The sequence below is a fragment of the Nocardia bhagyanarayanae genome (assembly GCF_006716565.1).
GTDB lineage: Bacteria > Actinomycetota > Actinomycetes > Mycobacteriales > Mycobacteriaceae > Nocardia > Nocardia bhagyanarayanae.
In genome coordinates this window covers 4930588-4949368 of sequence record NZ_VFPG01000001.1, presented here as the reverse complement: position 1 = coordinate 4949368, position 18781 = coordinate 4930588, and the positions used below count along the sequence as shown (strand labels likewise).

General features: G+C 67.5%; 17 protein-coding genes and 1 pseudogene. 4 read left to right on the top strand and 14 right to left on the bottom strand.

Features of this window, described 5'->3' with window-relative positions; genetic code table 11:
* Positions 1-19: 19 nt before the first annotated feature.
* From FB390_RS21375 to FB390_RS21365, 3 genes are read right to left on the bottom strand one after another with little or no spacing between them, the layout of a single operon-like run.
* On the bottom strand, positions 20-1960 hold the full coding sequence (locus FB390_RS21375; RefSeq protein ID WP_141810534.1) for a hydantoinase B/oxoprolinase family protein: 1941 nt from the start codon (positions 1958-1960) through the stop codon (positions 20-22).
* A gap of 1 nt (position 1961) precedes the next feature.
* The gene (locus FB390_RS21370) at positions 1962-4004 is read right to left on the bottom strand and encodes a hydantoinase/oxoprolinase family protein (RefSeq protein ID WP_141810533.1); all 2043 of its coding nucleotides are present in this window, start codon (positions 4002-4004) and stop codon (positions 1962-1964) included.
* Between the two features lie 25 nt (positions 4005-4029).
* Positions 4030-4239, bottom strand: a complete 210-nt coding sequence (locus FB390_RS21365) for a hypothetical protein (RefSeq protein WP_141810532.1) — start codon at positions 4237-4239, stop codon at positions 4030-4032.
* 185 nt (positions 4240-4424) lie between these two features.
* Between FB390_RS21365 and FB390_RS21360 the strand changes: the two genes are divergently transcribed.
* The 3 genes and pseudogenes from FB390_RS21360 to FB390_RS21350 all read left to right on the top strand — a co-directional run bounded on the left by FB390_RS21360 (position 4425) and on the right by FB390_RS21350 (position 7240).
* Positions 4425-5423: an AraC family transcriptional regulator gene (locus tag FB390_RS21360; RefSeq protein ID WP_246124142.1), complete on the top strand. Its 999-nt coding sequence runs from the start codon at positions 4425-4427 to the stop codon at positions 5421-5423.
* A gap of 69 nt (positions 5424-5492) precedes the next feature.
* Positions 5493-5732: pseudogene (locus FB390_RS21355) on the top strand (SDR family oxidoreductase); the annotation flags it as partial.
* Positions 5733-5776: 44 nt separating this feature from the next.
* Entirely contained in the window at positions 5777-7240 is a 1464-nt protein-coding gene (locus tag FB390_RS21350; protein ID WP_141810529.1) for an aldehyde dehydrogenase family protein, read from the top strand.
* 121 nt (positions 7241-7361) lie between these two features.
* Here the strand turns inward: FB390_RS21350 and FB390_RS21345 are convergent, their stop codons facing one another.
* The 9 genes from FB390_RS21345 to FB390_RS21305 all read right to left on the bottom strand — a co-directional run bounded on the left by FB390_RS21345 (position 7362) and on the right by FB390_RS21305 (position 16198).
* Positions 7362-8756 (bottom strand): MFS transporter, encoded by a 1395-nt coding sequence (locus FB390_RS21345; protein ID WP_141810528.1) that lies wholly within the window; start codon positions 8754-8756, stop codon positions 7362-7364.
* On the bottom strand, positions 8753-9181 hold the full coding sequence (locus FB390_RS21340; protein ID WP_141810527.1) for a MarR family winged helix-turn-helix transcriptional regulator: 429 nt from the start codon (positions 9179-9181) through the stop codon (positions 8753-8755). Before FB390_RS21340 ends, FB390_RS21345 begins: the two co-directional genes overlap by 4 nt.
* Before the next feature lie 117 nt (positions 9182-9298).
* The gene (locus FB390_RS21335) at positions 9299-10453 is read right to left on the bottom strand and encodes a lactonase family protein (RefSeq protein WP_141810526.1); all 1155 of its coding nucleotides are present in this window, start codon (positions 10451-10453) and stop codon (positions 9299-9301) included.
* 123 nt (positions 10454-10576) lie between these two features.
* Complete coding sequence (locus FB390_RS21330) at positions 10577-10999, bottom strand: ester cyclase (RefSeq protein WP_185757115.1); 423 nt, start codon at positions 10997-10999, stop codon at positions 10577-10579.
* Positions 11000-11099: 100 nt separating this feature from the next.
* Positions 11100-11669, bottom strand: coding sequence for a GTP-binding protein (locus tag FB390_RS21325; RefSeq protein ID WP_221639334.1), 570 nt, complete (start codon positions 11667-11669; stop codon positions 11100-11102).
* Positions 11670-11688: 19 nt separating this feature from the next.
* Positions 11689-12072 carry a DUF742 domain-containing protein gene (locus FB390_RS21320; RefSeq protein ID WP_141810523.1) on the bottom strand — a complete coding sequence of 128 codons (384 nt, stop codon included), beginning with the start codon at positions 12070-12072 and terminating at the stop codon, positions 11689-11691.
* Positions 12069-12500 carry a roadblock/LC7 domain-containing protein gene (locus FB390_RS21315; RefSeq protein WP_141810522.1) on the bottom strand — a complete coding sequence of 144 codons (432 nt, stop codon included), beginning with the start codon at positions 12498-12500 and terminating at the stop codon, positions 12069-12071. Before FB390_RS21315 ends, FB390_RS21320 begins: the two co-directional genes overlap by 4 nt.
* Before the next feature lie 12 nt (positions 12501-12512).
* Positions 12513-14801: a sensor histidine kinase gene (locus FB390_RS21310; protein ID WP_221639333.1), complete on the bottom strand. Its 2289-nt coding sequence runs from the start codon at positions 14799-14801 to the stop codon at positions 12513-12515.
* Between the two features lie 152 nt (positions 14802-14953).
* Positions 14954-16198 (bottom strand): lactonase family protein, encoded by a 1245-nt coding sequence (locus FB390_RS21305; protein WP_185757113.1) that lies wholly within the window; start codon positions 16196-16198, stop codon positions 14954-14956.
* A gap of 127 nt (positions 16199-16325) precedes the next feature.
* Here FB390_RS21305 and FB390_RS21300 point away from each other — a divergent pair, with 127 nt between their 5' ends.
* Entirely contained in the window at positions 16326-17477 is a 1152-nt protein-coding gene (locus FB390_RS21300; RefSeq protein WP_185757112.1) for a lactonase family protein, read from the top strand.
* A 75-nt stretch (positions 17478-17552) separates the two neighbouring features.
* Here the strand turns inward: FB390_RS21300 and FB390_RS21295 are convergent, their stop codons facing one another.
* Both FB390_RS21295 and FB390_RS21290 read right to left on the bottom strand, forming a co-directional pair.
* Positions 17553-17924: a nuclear transport factor 2-like protein gene (locus FB390_RS21295; protein ID WP_246124141.1), complete on the bottom strand. Its 372-nt coding sequence runs from the start codon at positions 17922-17924 to the stop codon at positions 17553-17555.
* 105 nt (positions 17925-18029) lie between these two features.
* Positions 18030-18749, bottom strand: a complete 720-nt coding sequence (locus FB390_RS21290; RefSeq protein ID WP_141811938.1) for a GntR family transcriptional regulator — start codon at positions 18747-18749, stop codon at positions 18030-18032.
* Positions 18750-18781: the final 32 nt, after the last annotated feature.

Sequence of the window (18781 nt, the reverse complement as noted above, 5' to 3'; positions counted from 1 at the left end):
GTCTCTTACAGCAACCAGCTCAGGGGCGGGCGCGCAGCCGCGCTGTCGCTTCGTGATCGATGCGCACGCCCTCGGGGTCGAGCCGCGGGTCACCCTCGACGACGACCCCGTAGTCGCGCGCGGCGCCCGCGATGCTCACGTACTCGTTGCGGACGTCGGCGAGCACCCGTTCGGGATCACGCTGCAACGGATCGCCCCATCCGCCACCACCATTGGTGAGACACCGCAGGATCGTGTTCGGTCCCGTCGCCCACACCTGTTCGGCGGCGAAGTAGTGGTATCGGCCGTCGACTGGATCCAGTGCCTTGGTGTCGGGGTCGAGCACCCCGGCGACGGGCACGCTGTCGGCGTAGACCTGCGGGTCGGTGCCGAGAAGGCCCGGGCTCGCGCCGTCGTCACTCGGCGGGAACAACCACATCGCCCCGGTGGGCCCGGCCTGTCCGCCGTTGGCGCCGACGCCCGAGGGCTGTTTGGTGCGGAATGGCGACAGGTAGTGCGCGCCCGCGGTGAGCCACAGCGCGTCCTTGAGATTGGCCGCGCCGCCGCGGAATCTGCCCGCGCCGCCGGTGTCGATGGCGTGTTCTTTGCGCAATAGCACCACCGGCGAATCGCGTTCGATCGTCTCGGTCGCGGGGTCGAGGTTGTTGAGCGTGAACAGGACGGTGTAGCTGTCGCCGTCGCCGACGTGGGTGGCGCCCCACGGTCCATGCTCGCCGCCGCACTGGGTGGCCGAGGTCCACGGAGTGCCGTCGGCCCGCAGACCGGACGCGTTGTGCGTATTGGTCGACCCGTAGTCACCACCGATGCCGTGTCGACCGAGGACCGGATTGAGCGCGTCGAAGATCGCCGACGCGACGGCCCCGGAGGCCTCCCAGAACATCATGATGCCGCCGTCGGGCGGCAGCGAGGAGACGATGGTCCCCGGCGGCACCGCGATGTCGACGTTGCGCCAGGTACCCGAGGTGAACGGCACCTTCGGGTCGAGGAGCATCGTGAGGGCAACGCCCACAGCGGTTTTGGCGTCGAGGACACCGCAGTTGATGCAGGTCCGCGCCTGGGGCGAGGTGCCGGACAGGTCGATCTCCATGTCCTCGCCACGCTTGCGCACGAGTACCCGCACGGTGTAGTCGACGGTGTCGTCGAGGCCATCCGCATCGATCAGGGCAGAACCGGCGTAGTCCCCGTCGGGTACCAGCGCGATCGCGTCGCGCATCCGCTCGGCGGAGGTGTCGCAGGCGTAGTCCAGCGTGCCGAGGTAGGCCGTCAGTCCGTACCTGTCGATGTTCTCCAGCACCAGCCGCTCCCCCAGCTTCAACTGCTGGAAGATGCTCTTGAAGTCGGGCAGCAACATGCCGCCCCAGCGGGTGTTGTCGAAGATCAGGCTGAAGGTGGAGCGCACTGGTTCGTCCTGGGACCACAGCAGCATGGGCGGGATCACCAGCCCGTTCTCGTAGACATTGCTCTTGGTCGCCGAGAAACCGCCGGGCACCGTGCCGCCCATGTCGAGCTGATGCGCGCACATGGTGACGAAGGAGACGATCTCGCCGTCGACGAACACCGGACGGGTGAACGCCACGTCGTTCACGTGCCTGCCACCGCGATACGGGTCGTTGCAGATCAACACGTCACCAGGACGAAGGTTCTCAGGACCGTACTCCTCCACGGCGTTGCGGACCGCGTCGCCCATGGTGCCCAGGAATACGACCAGGCTGTTGCTGACCACGGCCATCGGATAGCCCTTGTCCGCCGGACCGCTGATGGTGCAGGCGAAGTCGTACCAGTCGCGGATGATGGGCGAGAACGCCTCACGCATGAAACCGGTGGACATGTGCTCGACGGCGTAGCGCAGCCGGTTGGTGATCACCGTCGCGCTGAACCGGTCGGCGCCGTAGCGCTCGCGGAAATGCGCGTCGGAGAGGTCTCGCAGCCGGGGGGCGGTGGGGATGGTGGGACTGGACATGTCACTTCCTCCGGATCACGATTTCGCCGTACTCGCCGACGATGGCCTGCTGCCCCGCGCCGATGTGAGTGGTCGACAGTTCTTCCTCGACCACGGCGGGGCCGTCGAGCAGATCGCCGGCTCGCAGGCTCGTGCGGTCGTAGACGTGGGCCTGCTGGGCGCCGACGCCGTCCGCGTCGAGGTCACCCAGGTACCGCAGGGTCACGGTGCGGATCGGGGTGAGAGGCCCGTCTGCCGCCGACCGGCTCGGGAGTTCGGCGTATTCGACTTTGGGGGTGTCGAGCACCGCGCGCACCCGGAACGTCACGCCTTCGACGGGCATGATCTCGAAGCGGTTGCCCGAGCGGGCCTCGTAGGTGTCGTAGAAGGCCGACACGATGGTGGCGACGGCGGCATCGTCGATCGTGCCGCTCGGCACGGGCACGAACGGGGTTTCCCAGCTCTGTCCGGCCAGATGGGCGTCCATGCTGCGTAGCATCCGCACCGACCCGCCGCCCGTGCGCGCCCGCAACTGTTCCTCCATCTCGGCGAACAACGCGTCGATCGCGGGAGCCGCCTCCCCGGTGAGCATGAGGTACGCGCTGCGGTCGACCGTGAAAACCTGGTCGGTGGAAAGCAATCCGACCGCGGAGAACAGGCCGGGGTTCGGTGGCACGATCACCTGTTTGCACTGCACCGTGTCGAGCACCGCGGGCAGCAGCATCGGACCCGCGGCACCGAAGGCGACCAGGCTGTAGTCGCGGGGATCGACACCGTTCTTGATGGCGACGTTGAACACGCCCTCGGCCATGTTGTTGACCGCCATCTCGTAGGCGTAGCGAACACGACGAGCCAGATCCAGCTCGGTGTCGAGGGACTCGAAGGCCCGCCGTGCGGCGTCGGCGTCGAGCTGCAGTTCGCCGCCGGCGAAGTCGTCGGCGTTCAGGATTCCGATCAGCAGGCAGGTGTCGGTCGTCGTCGGCTGGGTGCCGCCGCGGCCGTAGCAGGCCGGTCCGGGCTGCGCCCTCGCACTGTCGGGTCCGACCTGGATCTCGCCTGCGGCACCGATCGACACGATGCTGCCGCCGCCCGCGCCGATGCTGGAGATGTCGTTGGCGAGGGCGTTGACCACGAGGTCGTGCTCGAGTTCGAAGGTGGTGTCGACGAACGGTTCGCCGCCGCTGACCACGCTGATGTCACATGAGGTGCCGCCCACGTCGGCACACAGCAGGTCGTTCTCCTCGATCAGCGCGCCGAAATGCGCGCAGGCGACGGTTCCCGCAGCGGGGCCGGAGAATACGATCCGGAACGGCTGCTCCATCGCCTGTGCCGAGGGGACCAGGGTCGCCGCGCAATCGGCGAAGTTGAGCTGACCGGCGAAACCGAGTTCGCTCAGGCCCTTCTCCAGGCCCGCGGTGTAATCGGAGTAGATGATCTTCATCAGCGTGTCGATCACCGTGGTGGAGGCACGGGCGTATTCCTTGGCCAGCGGCGACACCTCGCTCGAGATCGAGCAGGGCACGTCGCCGAGCACCTCGCGCACCAGTTCGCGCAGCCGCACTTCGTGCACGGGGTCGACGTAGGCGTTGATCAGGCAGATCGCGACGCCGGCGACCTCGCACCGCCGCAGCACCTCGAGTTCGGTCCTTGCCTGGTCCTCGTCGAGTGCGAAGAGTACTCCGCCGTCGGCGGTGATCCGCTCGTGGATGCCGCGCCGCAGGTAGCGCTGCACCAGCGGCCTGGACGCGTCGCCGAAACTGCGCCGCCAGTGCGGATCGAGAATGGCCTCGGCCGGGCGCCAGACGCGGCCCATGTCGAGGATGTCGCGGTGGCCCTCCGTGGTCAGAAAGCCGATCTTGGGCAGCTGCCGGGTGATCACGGCGTTGAGGCCGTGCGTGCTGGCGTGGTTGAATACGGCCGCGTCCGCCACGCCCAGCTCCTCGGCGCCACGCAGAACCGGGCCCGCGACCTCGGCGTAGTCGGTGGAAATCTTGGCGGTGTGGATCCGTCCGTCGCGCCAGGCGACGACGTCGGTGAACGTGCCGCCCACATCGACTGCGATCATGGTCACTCCTGAAGTAGTTCGGTTCTCAGACCAGGTCTGCGAGCAGCTGGATGGGACCGAGCCGATACCACGGTTCCCGCGTCACGGAATGCAGGCAGTGCTGGCACTTGACCACCTGCACCCAGCCCTGTTCGGCGACAACGGGGTACGCGCGCAGTTCGGCGGCGCCGCATCGTGGACAGGTGCCCTCGCGAGGTTCGCGGTTCACCTCGAGTGGTGTCGGTGCGTCAGCCATTGCGGGTCCTCCTAGGGCGATGGATTGTGCGGCCGAGTGCCGTGAGGACGACGCTAGGATCGAGAGATCTGGGTCACAATCCACTCGGCGAAGGCACGCTGTCCGCCAAACGAAGCACGATCGAGTAAAAGAAAGTATATTATATTCAATGTGATACCTACCACGCCTGAAAGGAGGGTCTGCCGTTGTTGTCAGCACCCGCGGCGTGCGTGAGCACCTTTCGCACGGAAGATCCGGCAGCCGCCCACGATCACGTGGCCGCCACCTTCGCCCACCACGAGCTCGTCCTCGACGAGCGTCGCGGGATCGACTTCGCCCTCGAGGCGGTGCGGTCGGAAAGCCTGACCGTCGGCCGGATGGCCTACGGCACCGACGCCCGCATCGACGGACCACCGATGCAGACGTGCTACCACGTGAATCTGTCCGTCGCGGGACAGAGCACGGTGGCACAACGCGGCACGCACCGATCCTTCGGCGCGGGTGAGGCCGGAGTGGCGTTCGTGCACGACGCCCCGGTGTCCATCCGCTGGAGCGCCGACGCCGCGCACTATCACATCAACCTGCGCCGAATGCCGTTCGAACGTCACGCGGCTCGGCTGCTCGGCCGCCGGGACACCGAGCCGGTCCGGTTCGACCTCACCTTTCCCATCGTTTCCCCCGCGGGCCGCGCCCTGCTGGCCTCGACCCGGTTCGTCTACGACGAACTTGCCCGCGAAGGCGGGGTGTCGACGATGCCACTGGCCTGCCGCGAGCTCGAGTCGACGCTGATGACACAGATTCTGCTCACCGCACCGAGCCAGCTGACACCGATACTGACCGGCTCCGCACCGAGCATCGGACACGCGCGGGTGCGCGAGGCGGTCGCCTACATCCACGCTCATCCCGACGCCGACATCTCGACCGCCGAACTCGCCGCCCGCGCAGGGGTCACTGCCCGAGCGCTCCAACTGGGGTTCCGCGACGCGGTAGGCATGTCGCCCAGCACCTATGTCCGATCGGTGCGACTCGACCGGGTGCGTGACGAACTGGCTTCCGGCAGAGCGGCTTCGGTGAGCGACGCGGCGATGAAGTGGGGCTTTTTCCACCTCGGCCGCTTCGCGCAGCAGTACCGCGAACGGTTCGGTGAATTGCCCTCGGAGACCGCCGTCGGCGCCGGCCGCGGCGGCCTCGATGCCCGTCCCTGACCAGCCGCACCGGCCACAGCCGGGAGGCGACGCGGCCAGACCTCGGAACGAGGCAGATCGGCCAAGACCGCCGCCATCGAATACGCGTCGACCATCCGGATCAAGGCGGTTTGCGCCGGCTACACCGACACCGACCTGATGAAGGACGCCATGCGCCGCAGCGGCGACACCATCATGGCGCGCATCCCCTCGGCCCGGCTCGCCCAGCCCCGGGAGATCGCGGAGATGGCGTGCCGGCTGCTGTCCGACCGTGCCGCCTACGCCACCGGCGGCGAATTCGTCGTCGACGGCGGCTATCCGGCGGGATGACCGCCCCCTTCTCGAATTGATTTCTACCCTAAAAGGATTCACGCATGACAACTGTGATCGGCGCGGCCGCGAGTTACATCGACGGTCGTTGGAGCGGTGGTGGCGGCGACGCCATCGCCACGATCAACCCCGCGACCGGACTCCAGGTGGCGCTCACCCCCGCCAGCGGCCCCGCCCAGGTGACCGCGGCCGTCACCGCTGCCCGGCGCGCCTTCGACGGTGGTGCGTGGAGCCGTCTCGGTCCCGCCGAGCGCGGCGCCCTGCTGCACCGCCTCGCCGACCTGCTCGAGGAGAACCGCGAAGAACTGGTCGGGCTCGCGGCCACCGAGATCGGTACCCCGATCAGCAGCGGAGCCACCCTCCACGTCGACCTGCCCGCGAAGTTCTTCCGCTGGTTCGCCGACGCCGCCATCCGGGGCCCCCGCGACGGCTACGAACAGCCCATGCCGCTCGACCACGACCCGATCACCACCAGCAGCCTGCTGCTGCGCCAACCCGCGGGCGTGGTCGCCGCGATCGTCGCCTACAACGTGCCGATCATGATGAGCGCCTACAAACTCGGCGCCGCCCTCGCCGCGGGCTGTTCCACCGTACTGGTCACCTCGCCCAAAGCAGTGCTGCTCACCGCCGCGTTCGTCAGGCTGGTCGCGGAAGCCGGATTCCCCGCGGGTGCGGTCAATTTCGTGTTCGGACCACCGGCGGTCACCGAACAGGTCGTCACCGCTGCCGACGTCGACATGGTCACCTTCACCGGCTCCCCCGCCGTCGGCAGCACGATCCTCACCTTGGCCGCACCGACGCTGAAGAAGGTGGTTCTCGAGCTCGGCGGCAAGTCACCCAACATCGTGCTGCCTGGCACCGACCTGGAACGCGCGGTCCCCGCCTCGGCGCTGCGGTTCACCCGTAACAGCGGCCAAGCTTGCGGAGCGACCACACGAACCCTGGTGCCGCAGGCTGATTTCGACGAATACGTCGAGCGTTCGGGCGCGTTCCTGCGCACCCTCACCGTCGGTGACCCGCTCGCACCCGACACCGTCCTCGGCCCACTCATCACCGGTGAACACCGCGCCAACGTCGAAGGGTTCCTCGCCCGAGCACGTGACGCGGGCGCCGACATCCCCGTCGGTGGCGGCCGACCGGCAGGCCTCGACGACGGATTCTTCCTCGAGCCGACCCTGGTGACCGGTGTGCCGAACGAAGCCGAGATCGCCCAGGAAGAACTGTTCGCCCCCGTCGGCGTCGTCATGCCCTATACCGACCTCGACGACGCCGTCCGCATGGCCAACGACGTCAAATACGCCCTCAACGCCAACGTCTGGGGACCGACGCCCGCCGCGATCGAGTTCGCCCGGCGGCTGCGCTCGGGCACCGTCACCATCAACGGTGGCGGCGGCATGCGCCCCGACGCCCCCTGGGGCGGCCCCGGCCACAGCGGCATCGGCCGGGAAGGCGGCGAAGAAGGATTCCGCGAATTCTTCGAAGTCAAACACCTGCAGTGGCCGCTGTGAACCTGCTGGACGGCAAGGTCGCCGTCATCACCGGCGCGGCGAGCGGGATGGGCGGTTGCCCGGTAGCGACCGCGGCCGATCCCCATTTGCCGGTCCTGACAGGCCTCGCTCCACACCCTCGTCAGTGAGGTGACCTCTCACGCTCGCGCCGCGTCATCAGGTGGGCGGCCAGGAGAACGGTGAGTACCGCGGTGCAGCCGACGGCACCGACCGCCAGTGCGATGCCGATTCCGGTACTACTCGGGTAGCCGTCGGGGGCGAGGTGGGCGGCGAGGATCGCGCCGGACATGGCGCTACCGAACGAGCCGCCGACGGTACGCAGAACTTGGTTGAAGCTCACGGCGCTGCCGAGCTCACGGTCGGCGACACTGCGCGCGATCAGTGCCGGCATCGCCGCATAGGTCGTGCCGATGCCCGCGCCGAAGCCGAACATGCCGAGGAGAATCTCCCAGAGCTCGTCGTGGGCTAGCCACAGCAGCAGGCTGGACGCGGTGACCAGAGCGGCGCCGGGAATCAGCAAGGCGCGCATGGGGGTACGGGCCGAGGCCACCCGGACAACCCGGTTCGCCGCGAAACTGCCGACCGACAGCGGCAGCATGACGAATCCGGCCCAGAACAGTGGCATCGCGATGCCGTAGCCGGTGGTGGCGGGTGCCTGCGCGATCAGACTGGCGATCGACAGGCAGGCGTACATCGCGGCGCCGAGTCCGATGGCGGTGCCGTTGGCAACCAGCGCGTCACCTGCACGCAGCACCCCCAGATCGACCAGCGCGTGCTCGGTGCGCAGTTCCACCAACGCCCACGCTGTCAGGATCGCCAGGGAGACGACGAGCAGGCCGATCGTCCACGGCGAACCCCACCCCCACCGCGAACCTTCACCGGCGACGAGCAGCAACGCCGCGAGACCACCACCGAGCAGCAGGGCACCACGCAGGTCGAACGACGTGCGTGGTGCCCGCTCGTCCGGGCCGTCCGGCACCACTTTCCAGACCACGAGCACGGTCGTCAGCAGGAACAATGCTGCCGCCCAGAAGGCGAAGCGATAACTGAAGACATCGGCGAAGATGCCGGTGAGCGGGTAGCCGAGCCCGAGCCCGGCGGTCACCGTGACCGACAGGGTCGAGATGCCGTTGCGCACTTCGTCGGCGGGCAGATAGCGGCGGGCGAGCGCGATGGTCACCGGCACGATCCCGTAACTGAGTCCTTGCAACGCGCGTCCGATCAGGAACACCGCGAAATCGGTGGCCACGGCCGCCACGACCGACCCGATCGAAATGATGGTCAACGACCACAGCAGCAGCCGCTTCTTGTGCGGGCCGTCGCTGAGCCTGCCCATGACCGGGGTTGTCACCGCGCCGACCAGCAGGTTGACGGTGAGCATCCATTGCGCCGCGCTCACGTCGACATTCATGTCGCGCGAGATCGCGGGCACCAGCAACATGCCGAGCGAGCTGACGATGGCCGAAGTAAGGGCGGTGTAGACGAGAGCGGGGGTCAATCGGCGCGGGGCGATCATTCGATCGGCCCCGCGGCGGCCAATTTCCGCAACGCGGGCAGCGCCAAGCCGAGGGCGTCACGTTCCTCGTCGGTGAGTCGCTGGTCGATGGCGCGCGCCAGCCAGTCCAACCCCACCGCCCGCTCCTCGACGAGCCGGTCGCGGCCCGCGTCGGTCAGCTCGACCCAGATCCGACGGCGGTCCTCGCTGTCGGGGGTGCGCACGACGAGCGCGAGGGCTTCGAGTTCGCGCACGGCCGTGGCGATGGCTTGGGGGCTGACGGTCTGGACGGTCGCCAGCGTGGTCGCGGTGGCTCGGCCGTGGGTGGACAGATAGCCGAGGACGCCGAGCTTGCCTGCCGAGATCGTCCGGCCGGCGAGCAGGCGCCGGGCGATCGGATGCAGGACTTCACCCAGTTCTCGCGCGGTGGACGGTGCGGAAGTCATTAGCCAACCATACAACTAAATTAATTAACTTAGTTGCGTAACTGCGGTGATGCTGCGCATAGCGCCGACACGCGAAAGGCCCCTCCGGCCGACGGCGGAGGGGCCTAGTGCGTCAGATCAGCGTCGTGGAACCAGCGACAACGTTCGACCGTCGGCAACATAGGTGCCGGTGTAGACCGCGACCGATTCATCCAGGGCGAGGACACCGTCGGAGCCGACTGTGAACCGCCGCAGGATCTCCTCGCCGCCGCGCAACGGGTCGGTACCCAGCGCCCACAGCACCTCACCGCTCGGCGACATCACCGACGATTCGGCGAAAGTGCCGGGCTTCTCCGGGGCGAAAGCGACATCGGACAGCGGGGTGAGCACACCGTTCGGCTCCACCGCGAAGGAGCTGATGTGACCCGACCCCATGTTCGGCACATACAGGAAGCGACCGTCGGGCGTGATGCTCGTGACGTGCGGCAGCATGCCGGTCGGGAACGGCGACCCTCCGACCTCCGTGAGCGTGCCGTCCCCGGCCCGCGCGAAGCCGGACACCGAACCGCTGATCTCGTTGATGACATACACGTGTCTGCCGTCCGGGGTGACCCGCGGATAGATCGGATTCAACCCGGTCGACACCCGCTGCTTGACCGGGGAAACCGACCCATCGGCATTGATGTCGAACACCAGAAGCTGACGGGGTAGCAGGCTGGCCACGTACAACTGCTTGCCGTCCGGCGAGACGGTCCCCGAGGCGACACCGTCGAGCGACTCCCCGAAAGGCATGGGCGAACCGTTGCGGGTGGGAGTTCCGTCAGCGCCGATGCGCACCGGCACCACCTGCGCATTCCGCAGGCCGACGACGACGAAGGCGTCGCGGTTGTTCGGCGCGAAGATGATGTCCACCGGGACATCGGGCATCGCGAGCGGCGTCCCCTCGGTGAGTTCGCCATCGGCGCCTATGGCGTAGGGGATCAGCTGGGGGTTCGTTCCCGGGGCGACGAACAGGAACCGGCCGTCCGGGGTAGGCGCCTGCGGCCAGTTCAGCGCGCCGGGCATCGGCTTGCCCTGGATCGGCGTCGGCTGGTCTGTGTCGGAAGCGTTGTAGCCGGCAATGCCGTTGCTGAGGAAGCCGTGGGCGTAGATGTGGTAGCCGGCTGGGTCGGCCGCCGCGGGTGGTGCTGTCGCCGTGAAGCCGGGCAGAACGGTCGCCGCGAGGGTGAGCACCCAACCCAACCGCGCGCGCCGCGTCCCCGAACCACCTGTGGACGTTGAATCAGAGGTCATGCCTGGGAGGTTATGGCCCGAACCGCAGGCGAAATGTCCAGAAAACTGCACACCGACCACCGGCACGAACAACGAAAGACCCCTCCGGCCGGAGCCGCAGGGGTCTCGCGTCGAATGGGCCGCTCAGCCCTGGGCGGGCATCAGGCCGAGCTGGGTCAGGAAGCTGACATTGTCCCAATAGACGCGATGCTCACCAACCTTGCCGTCGCGCAGGGTGAAGGTGTCGATGAGCGGGAACGTCACCGTGCGACCGGACGGTGGAACCTCACCGTCGGCGGTCGCCAACGGCCCGGTCTGGACGCCGGTGAAGACTATCTCGGCGATCGCCGTGTCACCGTCGACCCAGGTGTTGCGACGCTCGATCTTCATCCCGGGGAACGCGGTGATGAAGGCGCCGATCATCCCGCGCAGCGCCTCGATCCCGGTGAGCGGGCCGGACGGGAACTGCGCCGCCACGTCCTCGGTGAACGGGCTCGCGGCCAGTTCCAGATCGCCGCCTTCCAGGCCGGCGTAGTGCACGTTGACGAGGTCGAGCAGATCGCTCATTGGTTGGCCTTTCGCTGAGGTTCGCATCCAGATCTCCGGATACCGAATAATATATTATGCGTTAGCAATTCTCGCCAGAGTTGTTGTGCGCCCATGCAATTCACACCAGGCGCGGTCGCACGGCGGTGGTACTCGCCATGATGTATTCGAACAGGGCGACCAGTACCTCCTTACACGACGCGCGATCACGCGCATCGCACAGCATGATCGGCACATGGGCGGGCACCCCCAACGCGGCGCCGATCTCCTCGGGCGCATATAGATCCGCGCCGTCGAAGCAATTCACCGCGACTACGAACGGAATCCGCCGGGACTCGAAATAGTCCACCGCGGCGAAACCGTCGGCCAGCCGCCGGGTGTCGACCAGCACCACCGCGCCGAGCGCGCCACGCGACAGCTCCGGCCACAGGAACCAGAACCGATCCTGCCCGGGAGTACCGAACAGGTAGAGAATCACGCGGGGATTGATGGTGATCCGGCCGAAATCCAGTGCGACCGTGGTCGTTCGTTTGGCTTCGACGCCGCGCAGATCGTCCACGGAACTACTCAGCTCGGTGAGCTGTTCCTCGGTGCGCAACGGGGTGATCTCGCTGATCGCGCCGACCATCGTCGTCTTTCCGACCCCGAATCCCCCGGCCACCAGGATCTTCACCACCAGTTCGGTGGACATGACCGCCGGACCGCGTCCGTCAGAGGTTACGTATGCCATCCAATACCGCCTGCAGTAGTTCGGGGTCGGGGCCGGATTCGGCCCTCGGTGGCGACCGGAAGATCACATAGCCGGCCGCGATGAGGTCGCTGACCAGCACCTTCACGGTGACCAGCAGCAATTTCAGGTGCGCGGCGATTTCGACGATCGACATCGGCTGATGGCGGCACAGCTGAAAGATCTGGGCGTATTCGCGATCGAGCTCGTTCACGTCGGAGTCGTAGCCGACCGAGATCACCAGGGTCAGGATGTCCAGGTCCGGCAGATCCCTGCCCGCGCGGCCGCGAGTCAGCGCGAACGGCCGAACCAGAGGCCCCGGGTCGTCGTCCTCGTAGCCCCACACCTCATCAGGCCTCTCACTCACGGCACTCGCGTCGACATCGAGGTTCTCGGCGCCGCCGACAGATGCTCACGTACTTGGCCGACGATCACGTTCATCTCGTAGGCGATAAGGCCCAGATCCGCGTCGGCGTCGGTCAGCAGGGCCAGACACGCGCCGTGCCCGGCTTCGGTGACCAGCAGATAGCCGTGCTCGAGCTCGACAACGGTCTGATGCAGCGGCCCCTTGGCGAAACGTGTGCCCACACCACGAGCCAGGCTGTGCAGGGCCGACGACATGGCGGCCAGGTGCTCGAGATCCTCCCTATCGAAACCGTCGGACCCGGCCAGCGCCAGACCGTCCGCGGACAACACCACCGCATGTTCGGCGCCCGAAGTCGTTGTCACCAGGTTGGTGAGCAACCAATCGAGCGTGCCTGCCGGTGCCTGACGAACCATCATGTCCTCGTTCATGTTCTGACCGTTCTACGGATGGGAATGGGGCGATCGGACGCGAGCCCGTCGTGTGCCGTTCTGCAAAGAACTCATCGCCGTCCGCACCGTCTCGGGTGCTCGGACGCGCGCAGTCGCGTCTGGCGACGCGGTGTGCGACTCCCCTTCTCCCACATCGGTACTGAGTTGGGGCGACAGGTGCGTGAGCCGTTCACGTTTGGGCAGGGCGGCCCTGCGGTCCACCGCGACGACCGGTTGCCCGTCGAGCCTGGCCGGAGGCTCCGGACTCGCCGCGTGGTACCCGTTGTGCCCCACCGGGTCGGCCCGGCGAACCCGGTCCGGTAAGGCAGGCGCCGGAACCGGGTCGGGCCGCGGCGCGCCGGGCAACGCGGTGGCGCCAGGAACTCGGCGCACGGCGTCGCGGGTGCGTACGGGTTCGACCGCCGCAGTCGGGTTGTCGGCGTCGAGCACCGCCCAGGGCACCAGCACGATCGCGCGCACACCACCGTACGGCGATTCCTGCAGGGTCACCGAAATGCCATGGCGCGCAGATAGTCTGCTCACCACGAACAGCCCGAGATGACGATGCCCCGCCAGCGTCATCTCGTGGAACTGCGGCGGCTCGGCCAGCATCGCATTGAGGCGTTCCCGTTCCTCGAAGGAGATCCCGAGGCCCTGGTCGTCGACCTCGACCACCACTCCCCTGCCGACCGAGTTGCCGTGCACCGCCACCGGCGCGTCCGGCGGGGAGAACGCGGTCGCGTTGTCGATCAGCTCGGCCAGCAGGTGGATGAGGTCGGCGACGGCCGCGCCGAGCACGCTGACCGCGGGCAACCGGATCGCGCTCACCCGCGCGTACCCCTCGGTCTCCGAGACCGCGCTGCGCACAATCTCCTCGAGCGCCACCGGGTGGCGCCAGCGCCGTCCCGGCGCGCGACCGCCGAGGATGAGCAGGTTCTCGGAGTTGCGGCGCGCACGGGTAGCCAGGTGGTCGAGCTGGAACAGCAGCTCGAGGTCTTCCGGATCGTCCTGGCGGGCCTCGGCGACATCGAGGACATCGAGTTGTCTGCGCACCAGAGCCTGGCTGCGGAACGCGATGTCGAGGAAGACCTTGTTGAAACCGTTGCGGGTACTCGCCTCGCCCACCGCGGTCTCGATCGCGGTACGCTGAGCGACGGCGAATGCGGCTGCCACCTGACCGATCTCGTCGCGACCACTGTCGACCGGTCCCGTCTCGGCCTGCGCGTCGACCTGTTCGCCGTTGTGGATGCGGCGGATGAGATCGGGCAGCCGGTCGTTGGCGAGCTCGAGGCTGGCCGAGCGCAGGGTGCGCAGGCGACGCAGCAGCCGATTGGCCAGGACCAGCGAGCCCGATACCGCGAGGATCGTGACGACGAACATGACTGCCGAGACGAAGAGCAACTGGTCGATCAAATGGTCGGCCGCCGCACTGGTCGCGTCTACCGTCACCCGGAATTGATCACGGATCACCGCGATCAGGCGGGTGTCGACCGCGCGTTCGGCGGCCAACCATTGCTGCACCGGCATCGACAACTCGCCCCGCTCGGCCATCTCGTCCTCGCCCGCGGTGCCGACATGCCAGTCGGCGCCGTCGGTCAGGGCGCGAACGCTGGTGCGCACGTTCGTCGACAAGCGGGCGTCGACGAGGTCGAATTGTTTGCGGTAGACGCCGATATGTTGTGCGAGAACGCGCCGGTCTCGCGGCGACAGGCCGTCAGCCACCGCAGTGCCCGCGGCTACGAGACTCACCACGCGCGAATGGCTTTCGGCCGCTCGCAGGAGGTCGATCGCGGTCATCTCGGCGTCCATCGTCGTGGTGTCGGTGGACTTCAATCGTGCGGATTCCTGGCCCGCCCCGAGCATGGCGGTGATGAGGTCGCTGAAATACTGGTCGACGTCGCCCGTGGTCGCCTTCCTGCTGTCGATCGATTCCCGGATCACCTGCATCCGCCCGATGAGATCCGACAGCGCCTGGATCGCCTCGGCGCCGGTGTCCTGATCCATATCCTGTGCCGCCGAGGCGATCCGGGCGGTCTCGGCGACCGCGCGGTCGGTGTCGTCGCGGCTGGTGCGCAGTTCCGCGTCCGCGCCGGGCGAGTGATCCTGCGCGGTGACGCTGGCGAGTCGTTCCGCTTGGATCGACGTCACGAACCGCAGCAGCGGGTCGATCACCGTGCCCCGGTAGTCGGACCACTCCTTGACCGACTGTGCCCGGAACCCGACCAGCGTGACCGCCACCGCGCCCGTCGCCAGCAGCACCAGGCTCGGGATCAGGGCGATCGCCAGCACGCGGGTCCGCACGCTCGTGCCGAACCGGGCACGCCACGGGCGACGTGAGCTGCCAGAACGGGTATCCTCGACGCTCGGCTCTGCTTTGGCCGACGGCACAGCGGTTCTCCTCGGGGTGGACAGGCGTGGACGTCGCGGTGGGCCGGGCGGCCGACCGCGATGGGTCATCGTGCGGGGGTCAGGTGAGCGGACGGGCCATCGTGGAAGATCACGCCGGTGTCGACGGCGGGCAGACCCGATGAGGCGACGCTGCCGTCGGCGGCGATCCTGTAGGTGTGCACCCTGGCCGTGCCGTTCACGGTGAGGGAGTCGATGACCCAGAGCTCGTCCTCGTCGGGGCTGAGCACCACGCGGCCGGGGACCGTGCCGCCCGGCGCGGGGTAGGGCGAACCGGGCAGCGGCGAGAGCGCCCCGTCGGCGCCTATGCGGAAACCGTCGACCTGGCCGCCGCTCGATGCGGGCACGTACATGCGTTTGCCGTCGGACGTGATCGCCGAACCGTGCGGGGTGTCACCGGTGGGGTACGGCGAGCCCGGCGCGTTCGACAGACTTCCATCCGGTGCGATCACATAACCCGACAGGGTGGCGCTGCCTTCGTTGCTGATGTAGAGATAGCGACCGTTCGGGGTGATGGCAGGCAACGCAGGGCGCTCGCCCGTCGCCAGGGTCGGCCCGACCTGCGTGAGCGAAGCGTCGGCATTGATGGCGTAGCTGGTCACGGTGGCGCCGATGAAAGTACTCACGATCAAGTTGCGTCCGTCGGGGGTCACCTGCGGCAGGCTCAAACCGCTCATCCCGGGTACCGGGGTAGCTGGCGCGCCGGTCGGGACGAGAATGCCGGAGGCGGTGATATCGAAGGAACGGACCTCGGTGGTCAGCGAGCCGACGGTCGCGAACAAACGGGAACCGTCCGGGGTGATCGTCACGCCGATCACGGGGGCACCGAAATCCATTCGGCTGCCCGCGATCTCGTGCAGTGAACCGTCGGCGCCGAGGCCGTAACCGATGATCGAGCCCGAGACCACGTGCCCGGTGTAGACCCGGCGGCCGTCCGGGGTGATCTCGAGAGTCAGCGAGCCGGTGTCGCTGGCAAACGGCGCGCCGGGCACCTGGGTGAGCGCGCCGTTGTCATCGACACGCAGGACGCTGATGTTCGAAGAACCGGTGCCGGTGACCAGCAGATAGCGTGGCGCGTCGCCGACGGGGGCCGAATGCGCGAGATTCGGGGACAGCGACAGCGCGAGCGCGGCGGCCACGCCTGCGGCGACACGTCGCGGTCTGAATGCGTTCCTGAGCATCAGGATGCGATACCTCCGTGTATCGGGCGGGCCACGTCGCCTGCCACGAATTATGCACAATATAGTGTGCAATCTCACTCTGGGAGTTGATTTGAAATAGCGCAACGACATGCCCGCCACATTGTCACGGCACACAATGAAGGTTGCCAGATCATATACAAAATGTGATCGTTCCGTGTTGTCGCGCGGTCCGCCTCCTGCCGATCGTGGACTCCGAATCTCATCGAGGAGATCACCGATGACTTCCTTCCCCCTGCCCCGCCGATCCCGCACCGGAAGTCGACTACTCCGTGGCGCCGCAGTGGCTTTCATCGCCATACTGCTCAGCATCGTCGGCTGGAGCACCGCACCCGCCCCGGCCTCGGCCGCGAATTCCCGCTTCCTCGTGGTCGCGGGCACCGCGTCGATGGGCATCAGCGTCCTGCGCGTGGCCGAGGACGGGACATTGTCGAGCGTCCCGAACAGCCCGTTCCCGACCGGCTTCGGCGTCCTCTCGCTGGTGCTCGCTCCCGACGGCCGCACCGTCTACGTTCCGCACGCCGGCGACTTCGGCGTCTCCGGATACCGCCTGGACGACAACGGAACGCTGCATCCGGTCCCCGGCGCGGACATCACCGTCGGCGGCCCACCGACCGCCGCCGCACTCAGCCCGGACGGGACCCAGCTGTTCGTTGTGGTCGGCGGAGCGCCGGGGCACGTCGAGTCGTTCGCGGTGACGCCCTCGGGAGCGCTCATCCCCACGGGAGCGCCGACAGTGCCGGTGGACGGGTTCAGCGCGGTCGGTATGGCGGCGGTCGACCCGAGCGGGCGGTTCCTCCGGGTGGTCACCTACCTCGGAAACACCATGTCCAATTACGCCATTGCCCCGGATGGCACGATGACCCCGCTCAGCGCCACCGAGGTGAAACTCGGTCCGGTGGCACCGGGGTTCAGCCCGGACGGGCGATATCTCTACGTGAGCAACGAGTTCGGCTTCGATCTGTCCGGGTTCGCGATCGGCGAGAACGGGCAACTGACGTCCACACCCGGCTCGCCCTACCAGACCCACGGAGTTCCGCACGGCGCGGTGGTGACCGCCGACGGCACCCGCCTGTACGTCCCCAATGCGATGGGCCAGTCGATCGCCGGTTTCGACCTTCACGCGGACGGACGCCTGGTCGAACTGCCTGGGTCACCGTACGCAGCGCCCGCAGCCACGCTGCCGGGGCAGGTCGCCCTGCATCCCGACGGCAAGACGCTGTATTTGATCGATGTCCTCACCGCCGAGGTGACGACACGGGTGCACACCTACACGATCGGCACCGACGGGAGCCTCGCGCCCTCCGGCCGGCCTGCGGTCGACACCGGCGTGGTCATGTCCGACGGACCCGTCGTGGCCATCACCCCCTAGCCGGCCGAAGGGGCCGGTGCCGTGACCATTTCGGTCACGGCACCGGCCCCTGACGCGGAGATCCCTGGTTCGGGATCAGGGCTGTACGCCCATCTCCGGGCCGATGTACTCACGGACCCGCGCGGCCTTGCCGTCACGAGCATCCACGATCTGCAGCAGGTGCAGCTTCATCTCCTGACCACCGATCGACACCTCGGTGGTGCACTCGTGAAAGAAGCCGTGCTCGGTGTAGGTGACCCCACCGGAGACGAAGGTCGGAATGGCACCGCCTGCGGAACGCTCGTACACGGCCGCGACAGCGTCGGGCACGCTGACCCACTTGTCGTCGGAGCTGTGCCACACGAGGCAATCCTCGTGGCTGATCTCCTTGAAGAGATCGATGTTCGTCAAGGCCTTGACCCAGTTGTCCGCGAGGTCTTTGGTGGCCTGATCTGGGGTGCTGCTCATCGTTGAACGGTGCCTTCCTGTCCGGTTCGCTGCAGTGGGGTCCTGCTCCACCCATGCTGCGCGCGAACCGGTGGACCGAGTGTCCAACTTTCTGGACACTGCGGTCTAGGCGGTGGACTTCTCCGGCGTGGACCACATGCCCTGTTTCTCCAGCATGGCGATGAGTTCGTCGGCGCCGGACATGATGTGATCGCGCATGAGACTGCTCACTGTCTTCGCGCGACGCTTCCGCAGCGCCTCGAGAATGGCTGGGTGGAAGTCGAGGGACTCGTTGGCATGGCCCTCGATATTGCCGTAGAACCGGTTGGGCAACTGTTTGACGATCGAGCGCAACAGCAGCGCGAGACGGCGGGAATCCGCGGCCAGGTTCACGGTGCGATGGAATTCGTGGCCGAGCGCGACGATGCGGTCGAGATCGGCTCCCTCGGCGACCGCTTGTTCGTGCTCGGCGATCACATCGGCCAGGTGGGCGAGTTGTCGCGGCGAAATGGATTTCGCTGCGCGCGCGGCCAATTCGCCTGCGAGCGTGGCCTGTGCCCAGAACAGATCGCGCACATCCTGCCTGCTGAACGCCGAGACCATGAACCCGCGCCGCGGGACCAGTTCGACGAAACCTTCACCGCTGAGCAGCAACAGGCCTTCGCGCACCGGCGTGTTACTCACTCCGACCGCTTCGGCGATCGGTTCGGCGCGCAAGAACTCACCGGAGCGCACCCGTCCCGAGATGATCAGTTCCCGCACGTAGCTCGCGACGTCTTCGGACAACTGCTGACGCTGCGAATTCACCCGGCGGGGTAACTCCCGCGGCGAGGAATCGGCGTCCAGTGGGTCTTTGTCGTTCGGCACTTACGCATTAT